The organism is Trichocoleus sp. Lan, assembly GCF_039961855.1.
Taxonomy (GTDB): domain Bacteria; phylum Cyanobacteriota; class Cyanobacteriia; order Cyanobacteriales; family FACHB-T130; genus FACHB-T130.
This window is the reverse complement of sequence record NZ_JAMPKA010000026.1, coordinates 69,917-80,875: the sequence shown is the minus strand read 5'-3', so window position 1 is coordinate 80,875 and position 10,959 is coordinate 69,917. Positions and strand designations below refer to the sequence as shown.

The 10,959-nt window shown below is 46.8% G+C and carries 10 protein-coding genes and 1 pseudogene; 5 read left to right on the top strand and 6 right to left on the bottom strand.

The genetic code is table 11. The annotated features are described in order from the left end of the window. Positions 1-68: 68 nt before the first annotated feature. Positions 69-844: pseudogene (locus NDA03_RS21335) on the bottom strand (IS5 family transposase). Between the two features lie 306 nt (positions 845-1,150). Further along, entirely contained in the window at positions 1,151-1,804 is a 654-nt protein-coding gene (locus NDA03_RS21330; protein WP_190411222.1) for a hypothetical protein, read from the bottom strand. 172 nt (positions 1,805-1,976) lie between these two features. On the opposite strand from NDA03_RS21330, the gene NDA03_RS21325 reads away from it, so the two are divergent. Genes NDA03_RS21325 through NDA03_RS21315 form a run of 3 tightly spaced genes read left to right on the top strand, consistent with a single transcriptional unit; the run spans position 1,977 to position 5,724 of the window. After that, positions 1,977-4,229 (top strand): heavy metal translocating P-type ATPase, encoded by a 2,253-nt coding sequence (locus NDA03_RS21325; protein ID WP_348239063.1) that lies wholly within the window; start codon positions 1,977-1,979, stop codon positions 4,227-4,229. 21 nt (positions 4,230-4,250) lie between these two features. Beyond that, positions 4,251-4,787, top strand: a complete 537-nt coding sequence (locus tag NDA03_RS21320; protein WP_348239062.1) for a cupredoxin domain-containing protein — start codon at positions 4,251-4,253, stop codon at positions 4,785-4,787. 4 nt (positions 4,788-4,791) lie between these two features. Further along, complete coding sequence (locus tag NDA03_RS21315; protein ID WP_348239061.1) at positions 4,792-5,724, top strand: hypothetical protein; 933 nt, start codon at positions 4,792-4,794, stop codon at positions 5,722-5,724. Positions 5,725-5,951: 227 nt separating this feature from the next. On the opposite strand, the gene NDA03_RS21310 is transcribed toward NDA03_RS21315, so the two are convergent. Beyond that, positions 5,952-6,842, bottom strand: coding sequence for a sugar ABC transporter permease (locus tag NDA03_RS21310; RefSeq protein ID WP_348233570.1), 891 nt, complete (start codon positions 6,840-6,842; stop codon positions 5,952-5,954). Positions 6,843-6,939: 97 nt separating this feature from the next. Between NDA03_RS21310 and NDA03_RS21305 the strand changes: the two genes are divergently transcribed. Next, entirely contained in the window at positions 6,940-7,701 is a 762-nt protein-coding gene (locus NDA03_RS21305; RefSeq protein ID WP_348233569.1) for a type IV pilin-like G/H family protein, read from the top strand. Positions 7,702-8,237: 536 nt separating this feature from the next. Beyond that, complete coding sequence (gene purN, locus NDA03_RS21300) at positions 8,238-8,906, top strand: phosphoribosylglycinamide formyltransferase (protein ID WP_348233568.1); 669 nt, start codon at positions 8,238-8,240, stop codon at positions 8,904-8,906. A 121-nt stretch (positions 8,907-9,027) separates the two neighbouring features. On the opposite strand, the gene NDA03_RS21295 is transcribed toward purN, so the two are convergent. From NDA03_RS21295 to NDA03_RS21285, 3 genes are read right to left on the bottom strand one after another with little or no spacing between them, the layout of a single operon-like run. Further along, positions 9,028-9,615 carry a CPBP family intramembrane glutamic endopeptidase gene (locus NDA03_RS21295; RefSeq protein ID WP_348233567.1) on the bottom strand — a complete coding sequence of 196 codons (588 nt, stop codon included), beginning with the start codon at positions 9,613-9,615 and terminating at the stop codon, positions 9,028-9,030. Between the two features lie 46 nt (positions 9,616-9,661). After that, positions 9,662-10,726: a DUF3326 domain-containing protein gene (locus NDA03_RS21290; protein ID WP_190411213.1), complete on the bottom strand. Its 1,065-nt coding sequence runs from the start codon at positions 10,724-10,726 to the stop codon at positions 9,662-9,664. Further along, positions 10,723-10,911 (bottom strand): hypothetical protein, encoded by a 189-nt coding sequence (locus NDA03_RS21285; protein WP_190439363.1) that lies wholly within the window; start codon positions 10,909-10,911, stop codon positions 10,723-10,725. Before NDA03_RS21285 ends, NDA03_RS21290 begins: the two co-directional genes overlap by 4 nt. Positions 10,912-10,959: the final 48 nt, after the last annotated feature.

Sequence of the window (10,959 nt, the reverse complement as noted above, 5' to 3'; positions counted from 1 at the left end):
AATCAAAACCAAGCGACTGTCAATTGGCGCTTTTCTACAGTCGATGCTCGCACAAAGTTCAAGCGTCTCTATCCAACTCCTAGCCTGTCATAATCTCTATGGTTAACTACTAGATAAATACCGCCCAGGAAACTCTCCGCCAGCTTGTCGTAGCGTGTAGCGAGCGCTCGATACTGTTTGAGTTGGGCGAAGAAGTTTTCAATCAGATGCCGGGCTTTGTACAACTGTTTGTCATACTCACGCAGTTGTTTACGGTTGCGCTTGGACGGGATCACCGTTGTCTTACCCTGTTGTTGAAGGCGCTCAATTACACGCTCGTCGGCATCATAGCCCTTGTCTGCCAGCAAGATATCTGCGGCTATCTGCTCCAATAGAACGTCGGCTCCATCTAAGTCACACGCCTGTCCAGGGGTTAGATGGAAGCGAACCGGATTGCCTAAGGCATCGACAAGCGCATGAATTTTAGTACTCAATCCGCCTTTGCTGCGACCAATCGCTTGGGCATGGGCGTCCCCCCCTTTGCCCCGGCACTGTGCTGATGGGCACGCACAATGGTCGAGTCAATCATGGCGTATTCGTTGTCCGAATCACTGGCTAAGTGTGTAAACACCTTTAGCCACACCCCTTGTTTACACCATCGACGGTAACGGGTATGCAGTTTGCGGAAGTATCCAAACCTTTCAGGCAAATCTCGCCAGGGAATGCCCGCACGGTAGCGGTACAAGACGGCCTCGATAAATAACCGATTATCTTGAGCTGTCACGCCAACACTGCCCTGACGCCCAGGTAACAGGTCTTTGATCCGTTCCCACTGGTCATCCCGTAAGGCATAGCGACGTGTCATGATAGCACTCCTGTTGTGTGACCTAATAGAATCCAGTTATCGATTTTAAGCCCGTTGCAGACCTAATTGATGACACGCCCTAGGGTTGAAATTGGGAGTTTTAACTCCACTGTTTGTATTATTTTTTAATGCAATTTGGGGCATCGCTGCGGCTTTTTGGCTTCAGTTTATCGAAGAAAAGCGAATTTCAACAAATAGCTACGAATAAGGCGATTTTCTTTGATTAGTTAGCCAGCCCTTCAAATCCCAAACTTCGAGAGAGAAGTCGGGTATCTCGCCTTCACAAACCATTTAAGAGTGCGATATTCAGCCGTATACAAAATCCGCTTCGGCGCGACAACCCTTACAAATTCCGTAAGCAGTGTCATCAGTACCTTCTAGCCATTCAAACTCTGTGCCTTTGCAGAAGGGACAGTACGCAGTGCTAGGTAAATTGCCAATGATACACTTCCATTTTGGTTCATTAAATGTTAATTCCTGCTCTAGTGAAGTTGCGGAATTAACAGGTAAACGCCATATTTTTTCTAGTAAATCATTTACCCTAGCCGCTACGTCATTGATGTCTTGGATATTTAAGTAGCCACATCGGACAGCGCGACTTATCAAGACATCGGTTTTCTCCTCAATATGAACTAAAGTGCTGTTAGGAGCGATCGCTCTACATTCCCAGCCAGCAGAGATAGGGACTTCTTTTTGGTATGCCAAAATTAAGCGATCGAAAACGTTGAGTTGATTTTCAGTAACAAAAGCAACCCAGCGATCGCCCCCAATTCGTTTGAAAGCTTTACCGAGATGAGCTTTTAACAAAGTATCGAATTCTAAAATATCTTTATTTACTTCTTCGTGACCTAAGTAAAGGTTGCGCCGCTTCGTATCAGCCAAATCAAAAATTGCTAGATAACCAGGTAACAATGGCTCTATGCAAAGCTTTAATTCTGCAATTAGCTGGTCGCGATACATAGGTGCTTTCTTCTAAACGGATGGGGGTGGTGGGGTGGCGAGAAGCGGAATTATCGCTGCATACGCGATCGCTCTTTTAACCACGAATATGGCACGCAAAATTTTTTCTCTACCCCTTGACTCTCCAGTTAACTAGAGAGATTAACCTAAAATCATCGAGTTAGAGAAAGTTATGGAAACACATTCTCTGAAGTTACAAGGAATGAGTTGTGCGGCTTGCGCCGGTGCGATAGAAAAAGCGATTCGCAATGTTCCAGGCGTCAGCGAGTGTAACGTTAACTTCGGCATGGAACAGGCGACTGTTAAGTACGAGCCTCAGCAAACGAGTTTAGAGGAAATTCAGCAGGCTGTCACCGACGCCGGATATACAGCCGCGCCAGTTCGAGAATTCGGAAGCAAAGAAGATGATACCGAGGCAGCCCCTCGCCGCCAGGAACGGCAAGATTTGGCGCGGAAAGTGGTATTCGGCGCAGCGATTAGTATTGTGCTGGTGGTGGGGTCAATTCCGGCAATGACTGGATTGCACCTCCCCTTAATTCCGGCATGGTTGCATAATTCTTGGGTGCAGCTAGTGTTGACAACGCCAGTTTTATTTTGGTGCGGTCAATCTTTTTTCACAGGTGCGTGGAAAGCTTTGAAGCGTCACGCGGCTGATATGAATACGCTGATTGCGCTGGGTACAGGTGCGGCGTATTTCTACTCGCTGTTTGTGACTGTATTTCCAGAATTCTTGGAGGAAATTACAGATGTCTATTACGAAACAGCGGCGGTTGTAATTACTTTAATTCTGCTAGGACGGTTTTTAGAAACTCGCGCCAAGGGACAAACGTCGGAAGCGATTCGCAAATTGATGGGTTTGCAAGCGAAAACAGCACGTTTGATCCGCAATGGACAGGAAATCGATGTTCCTGTTGAAGCTGTCCAAGTTGGCGATGTGGTTTTAGTGCGTCCTGGCGAACAAATCCCCGTGGATGGGGAAGTGGTAGAAGGTACGTCTAGTGTCGATGAAGCGATGGTGACGGGTGAAAGCTTGCCCGTGAAGAAACAGGCGGGGGATGAAGTGATTGGGGCGACGATTAATAAAACTGGCAGTTTTCAGTTTCGGGCGACGAGAGTTGGACGAGATACCGTTTTGGCTCAAATTGTCCGACTAGTGCAACAAGCGCAAGGTGCCAAAGCCCCCATTCAGCGATTGGCGGATCAAGTAACCGGGTGGTTTGTGCCAGTGGTGATTGCGATCGCGATCGCTACTTTTATTATCTGGTTCGACGTGATGGGCAATCTCACAATGGCCCTGATGACAATGGTGGGAGTGTTAATTATTGCTTGTCCCTGTGCTTTGGGTTTAGCAACGCCGACTTCTGTGATGGTGGGAACCGGAAAAGGTGCAGAAAATGGCATCTTAATTAAAGGTGCTGACAGTCTGGAAGTGGCGCATAAAATTCAAACGATTGTGTTGGATAAAACGGGGACTCTGACTCAGGGAAAACCCACTGTTACCGACTACATCACGATGGTAGGAACTGTCCACAGCAATGAGATAAAGCTATTAAAGTTAGCGGCAGCAGTTGAACGCAATTCAGAACATCCTTTGGCTGAAGCGGTTGTAAGGTATGCCCAATCTCAGGAAGTGCAGTTTCCATTGCCGGAGGCGAAAAATTTTGAAGCGATCGCGGGTAGTGGCGTTCAAGGGATTGTATCCGACCGACTGGTGCAAATCGGTACTCAGCGTTGGATGGATGAATTAGGGATTGAAACGCTACCTTTGCAAGGACAAAAAGTTGCTTGGGAATCTGCCGGAAAAACTGCCGTTTGGATTGCGGTAGATGGCGAAATGCAGGGATTGATTGGCATTGCCGATGCCCTGAAACCCTCTTCCGCAGGCGTTGTGCGATCGCTACGCCGGATGGGTTTAGAAGTGGTGATGTTAACGGGGGATAATCGCAAAACAGCAGATGCGATCGCGCAAGAAGTCGGTATCACGCGAGTGTTTGCGGAAGTCCGTCCCGACCAAAAAGCCGCTAAAGTCCAGGAACTGCAAGCCGAAGGCAAAGTAGTGGCAATGGTGGGCGATGGCATCAACGACGCCCCAGCACTAGCACAAGCAGACGTGGGAATAGCGATTGGCACCGGAACCGATGTCGCGATCGCTGCTAGCGACATCACTCTCATTTCTGGCGACTTGCAAGGTATTGTTACTGCGATTCAATTAAGTCGCGCCACGATGCAGAATATTCGCCAAAATCTCTTCTTTGCCTTTATTTACAACGTCGCTGGAATTCCAATCGCTGCTGGTATTTTATTCCCGATTTTTGGTTGGTTACTGAACCCAATGATTGCGGGTGCAGCGATGGCATTCAGTTCGGCTTCTGTTGTCAGTAACGCTTTGCGCTTGCGGAATTTTCAGCCGCGAGTAAATTTCTAACTGCATAGAAAAGGAGGAAATATGGTAAATCAAAAAAAATTGTTGAGTAATCTTCTGGTTTTGTGGATTTTGCTCTCGATTTTCTCAGGAACACCCGCAAAAGCCACTTCAGCCCATGCACCGATGCCCACAAACCAATTTCGTCAAATTAAGCAACCTTTTGAGCTAAAACTGGGTCTTACTTTAGGCGGGTTGGCTTTAATTGGGTTAGAACTTTGGTGGTTTCTGGTGAGTAAAACTCAAGCTCAACAAGCGACAGCAAATCAAGGAATTCAGGAACTGACTATCCAAGTAGATGGCGGTTACGATCCAAATCGAGTCGTCGTGAAAGCAGGGCAACCTGTGCGGCTCAATTTTTTCAGAAAAGACCCCAGTAGTTGTCTGGAAAAAATCATTTTACCGGATTTTCACATTGCTAAAGATTTGAATTTGAATCGGCTGACACCTGTGGAATTCACACCAAAAACCCCAGGCGAATATCCCTTTACCTGTGGAATGAATATGGCTAGAGGTGTCTTGGAAGTAAAAGCAGCCGGAACGGCAAATCAAGAGGAGTAAAATAATGAAAAATAAGTCAATGCTTTTGGGTTTGGTTGGTTTAGTGGCAGGAAGCGCGATCGCTACAGGCGCAGTCACTCATACGATGAAAATGAAGGATGGAACGATGCAAGCGACCTCTACAAACACTAGGAATGACTCCCATAAGGGGCATCACACGGCTGGAACCGACCCTCATGAGGGACATCACATGGGGCACGGCTCGAAGCACGAATCGGCGCACGAATCGATGCCTGAAACTGAGGCAGCGCAGGCGAAGCTGACGATTCAAGGAACGATTACCCCGAACAAACCCGTTCCTTTAGCGATTGATATTCAAGACAAATCCGGGAAAGCGATCGCTAAGTTTGACACTTTTCAAGAAAAACTGATGCACTTGATTGTTGTCAGTGACGATCTCCAGTTTTTCAGCCATCTTCATCCCACCTACAAGCAGAATGGGCGTTTTGAAGTCGAGGCAAGTTTTCCTCAACCGGGTAATTACACTCTTTTAAGTGACTACAAACCAGCCGGTCAAAAGGAACAAGTCTCGGCAGTAAAAACACAGATTCCTGGTAAAATTTCACCTGCACCAGCAATCGATCTAAATCAGTTTAAAACTTTCGGAAATACAAAAGCAAATCTTGTATTTTCTGAGCCAACCCTCAAAGCAGGTAAAGATGTTACCTTAACGTTTGATCTGCGAGACGGTTCTAACACTCAACCCGTCAAAGACTTGCAACCGTACTTAGGAGAAAAAGGTCATTTAGTTATTCTCCGACAGTCACCAAGCTTAACAGCCGCAGATTACATTCACGCCCATGCCATGAAAGATACTCCTGAAGGTCAGGTTCTTTTCCATACCAAATTTCCCGAACCAGGAAAATATAAACTCTGGGGTCAGTTTAACCGCAACGGTAAGATTGTTACCGCTGATTTTTGGGTAGAAGTTCTCTAACACAATGAATTCAACCCCTTGAGCATACCTATAGCAATCCTAATTTCACTCGCAACACCATTCTTTCTCTCTTCTTCTCTTCTCTCTGCGCCCTCTGCGTCCTCTGCGGTTCGTTAAAAACAACAAAGATAAATTTCACATTGGATTGCTATAGCCTTGCTCAACAAACTTAGACAAACTTACCTCATCGGAAATGGCTAACTTGATGTAGACGATAAACACAATTCCTAAGCTTCTTCTCCCCAAGTTTTTAGCTGAAAATACACTAACACTAGCGTTACTGCTAACAGCACAGTTGCCGCCGCTGCGGCATAACCAAAATCAAATTGGGCAAACGCTTGGTCGTAGATGTAGTAAACCAGCAAATTAGTCGAGTTTAATGGCCCGCCGCCGGTAATGACGTAAACTTGCTCGAAACTCCGCAGGGTAAAAATAGCCGTCGTGACGGTGGCAAAGATGAGAGTCGGGCGCAATCCTGGCAGGGTAATGTACCAAAATTGTTGCCAGGAATTGGCACCATCTAGTTCTGCCGCTTCATAGCGACTGGAGGGAATCGCCTGCAACCCTGCCAAAAACACCACCATATTGAAACCCAATTGCTTCCAAATGCTTAACAAAATCAGCACTGGCATCGCCCAAAACGTGCTACCCAGCCAGGAAATCGGTTCAATTCCGATAGCATTTAGAAATGCGTTAACTGGTCCTTCGGTTTGAAACAACCAGCGAAACCCCAAACCAGCTGCCACAAGACTAACGATTGAGGGGATAAAATAGGCAGTTCGCAGGATTCCTCGCAGGGCAAAGGCACGATTTAATAGCACTGCTAAACCCAAAGGAATTACCAAACTGGGAATCACCGTGGCAATGGTGAAATAAGCGGTGTTACCGAGAACCTGCCAAAAGTCAGGACTCAACATAAGACGCCAGTAGTTTCTCAATCCCACCAAGCGGACACCAGCCGAGGTAAAGCTACCCGTGGTAAAACTGAGGTAAAACAAATAAGCGATAGGCCATAGGAGAAAAAGCCCTAACAGAATTAAGGCGGGGGTTAGAAAAATCCAGGCAGCGATCGCATCATTATCTAATAGCTGCCTCCGAGAAAAGTGCGTATTTTTCATTGAGCGATTGGCTTACCGTTGAATCTTAGCGTCGTAGCGTTATTCTACCTGGCGGCACTGCTAAGATCCTGTTAATCTCCTGTTAGCAACTGATAACGTGAACATAACCGTATTCAAGCAACGCAGCCAACACCCTGGTTTCCGAATGCTTAGCGGATTGCTTGGGTTACTCGCTATCTATGGATGTAATTCAACCAATACACCTTCAGATTCTTCCTCTCCTAGCGCTGCTAATGCCAATTTACGGACAGATCGCTGGGTAGGACAATGGCAAGTCAACAATCCATCATCCAGTCAGGCGGTGAAATTTGTATTGACGCCAGAAGGTAAATTATTCCTCCTCCCGCCGGAAACATCTTCTGAGCCTCCGGTTGCTTATGAAATCCCGGTTCAAAAGCTTTCTGACTCACCCGATTTACCTCCCAATACTAAAATCGTTGATATTAAGGAAGCCTTTAACAATCAAGCAACCAAGGCAAAACAATCTGAAGGGAAAACGTACATCGGTGCGATGAACCGTTCACAACAAGCTTATTACTTGGAAAATAATAAATTCGGTACAACAATTGAGCAGCTAGGGATTGGGATTAAGCCAGAGACAGAGAGTTATAATTACAAAATTGTACCTCAAGGTAATGGCACTCAAAGGGTGATGCACACTGCCAAAGCCAAGCGCCCCGAACTTAATAGCTACACGGGTGCTGTATTTGTTGTCACAAATAATGGTGAAAATATTACAAGAACAGTAATTTGCGAAACAGATAAACCCTCATCCACACCGCCTGCAATGCCAACGCCTCCGAAGAATATATCTGGGCAAATCCAGTGTCCGGCTGGTTCGCATTCACTACAACGCTGAAGAGTTGATGAAAACTAATCCAGCCTTCGTCAAATCTATCCCTAGCTAGGTCGATTTTTTCCCGAATCCTTATTTATAAGTTCCTCTCTCTAAGAAGGCATTTGAAATTGCCCCAAAATTCTGTAACAGACCTTGAAAGAATGTTTAAAAAATCGTATTCTTGAATAAAAGATGTTGTAATTTTAATTCTTTCTTCTTCAGAAACAGATAAGCCCGCATCAATATTTATAGTACACTTTGAATAGTTGTCATATTTACTAACTATGAGCATTGTAGGGGGACTCATGGATTTGAGTTCTGCTATTTCTTTGGTGCCAGCTACAATGTCTCAAACATCAGTTACAAATTTATCAAAATCTTCAAGTTTAAACCAGATGTAATCGCTGTAATTATATTGAAGTTTAATTGTTGGAGAAATTTTACAGTCAATTTTTGCTCTAAATGAGGGTGAGTAATGAAGCTCTGTTTCTAGGGGACATATTTTGATATAAAAATTATTAGATTCTATTAATAATTCATTGTCTATTTCTAGCTCCATGACTTTCAATCCCTCAACATCTGATTCTAGCCCTAATTATATCTCCAGCCTAATTTCTCCAACGGTTCCTCCCAATCTTTTGAGCGATCGCCCTCCTTTAAAATTAGGTGTAATGGCATCGGGGACTGGCAGTAATTTTGAGGCAGTAGCGGAAGCGATCGCGCAACAGCAACTTAATGCCGAAATAAAAGTTCTGATCTACAATAATCCCGGTGCAAAAGCCGCTACCCGCGCCGAAGGCTGGGGTGTACCCACTGTTTTGCTGAATCACCGAGACTTTAACAGCCGCGAAGCGTTAGATCAAACAATTGTGGAAACCTTGCAGCAGTATGAAGTGGAATGGGTAATTATGGCAGGTTGGATGCGTGTCGTCACCCAGGTTTTAGTGGATGCCTACCCAGATCGAATGATTAACATTCACCCCAGTTTGTTACCGAGTTTCAAGGGGATTCGAGCAGTTGAACAAGCCTTGAATGCAGGGGTAAAAATAACTGGCTGTACCGTTCACCTGGTAAACGTGGAAGTTGATAGCGGCAAAATTTTACTACAAGCGGCTGTCCCGATTCTTCCCGACGATACATTAGACACGCTACACGCCCGGATTCAAGTTCAGGAACACAAGATATTACCGCAAGCGATCGCTTTGGCAGCCGCGCGATCGCATTAACAAGATAAAAGATATATCGTAATTCTAAACGATTCGTTAAGGCGCGATTCCCGACTTCTTAGAGAAGTCGGGAATCTGAACCACTGACATTTCACAACGTTCTATTCCCGATTCTTAAAATTTATGCCTTTTTGGTATCCAGCTTCCAAAGGCAGCTGGAAATTAAATTCGTCGTAATGTGAGCCACAATTGGCACTAGCAAATTACCCGTCTCCAAGGCGCTATAACCGAGTAGCAATCCGACAGTAGTTGCCCACGCTGCATAAGGCCATTGTTGAGGGCCACTCAGATGTAGGATGCCAAAGCAAAAACTCGATCCTACTAGCCCAACCCAATTTAATCCCACTGCTGGCAGCATTACACCCCGAAACAGTAATTCTTCGCTTAAACCGGGCAAGAGTCCTAACCAGATCAAATCAGGCCAAAATAAGGGTTTTAGCACTAATTCTAGGTAGTAGTCGGCGCTGCGCTGATAACCAGGCCATAGGTGATAGATGACGCTACTGGCACCCGTAATTCCTAGCCCAATTCCGACGCCCAAAAGTGATGCTTCTAGGGTCGGGCGCACGGGCATAACGGAAAACGCGCCGAAATGCAGGGACAGCTTGGCGATGACGAGCAATACAACCGCTGTCACCCCCATCGCAATTAAAATTTGGGTGCGCGTCAGGGATTCGATTTCCGGATCGGTAGGAAGCTGTTTTGCCACTTCGGAAAGATGAAGGATGAAGGGTAAAAGTAGAGGATTGTCCGCCTTACTGAATTCTGACTAGCGAAGACAGGGTTGGACTAATGGCACCTGGACTAATCCCAGCTCGATGGGCCACCAAGACACCGAGTGCTTCTAAATATGAGTTTACCCGCAATGCTTTAATTCCCACTTGTTCTGGAGGGACTTGCATCTGAGTTTTATTTTCTTCGACGGCAATAATCTGCGATCGCGTTTGGCTTAAACTCAGGATTGCACTGCCGCCACAAGCAGTTGCGGGTACGACGACGGCATCGACTCGATCTGCCCACACATCTCCAGGTAAGGTCGTACCACTGTGGGTTTTTCCAATAAACTGGGGGGCGCGACTCAGACCCACTAGAACGCAGGGTAAAAAAGTATAGCCCAATTCCTCGGCAGCTGAGCGGGGAGACAGGTGCGGATCGAGGGGCAGGGGTAACAAAGCTGGGGCGTGGGCACAGGGGATTTGAAAGGTTCGCACGATCAGGTGACTAATCACCGCTTCAGCACCGGCAAGGGGGTCAACTCCCTGCCCGTGTCGGTAACTTTCCAGCGCCTCGGTTTCGATGTCATCGGGGAAACGGGCAACGACTGCGATCGCTTCTGCCCTCGCCTTAGTAATCAGTACCTCTGCTGCCCGTAATAAACTATCAGGATTTCCAATCGTCCCCCAACTAGCTCCCGATGCCGCTGTCCGCAGTTCCACCCCAAGCGGGGCGTCTGTCACTACATAATCTGTGAGATTCAATCCCAGCGTGGCTCTCGTGGCATCCGCTGCCTGGAGATGCCGCAACCGCAGTTCGGGTTCAATTCCTTGGTCGAGGATTAAACCGACCCGGTTCTGATGCACGGGTCGCAGTCCCCAGCACCCAGCCGCAAATTTGTCAAGTCCGTAGCCTTCCACGTAGAAGGCGTTGGGCAAATTCCAGTACAACTGGGCACCGTTGAGGACATTGGGGTGGGTAATCAGGATGTCGGAGATTTGCGCGATCGCTCTTGCCACTGGCAGCGCATCCCCCGCATATCCCCCAACTGCTGCCCCAACCCCAGTCGGGACAATTAAGACAACCGTGTAAGGACGCCGATTCACTGAGCTGAGTCGGATGCGACTGTAACGATTGCCTCAACGTGGGCTTTCTGCTGTTCGACATCTACAGAAGCGATCGCCCAGCGCAAGGGTTCTCCCCGTTTTTCCAATTCTGCCTCAATAGCAGAGTGTAGCTGCACTGGCGATTCCTGAAGGTCAATTTCTGCGGTAATAAAGTGTGTCGTCATCTTAGTGGTTCTAGTACGGAATATTGAAATACCAGTTTGCCCTGTGCT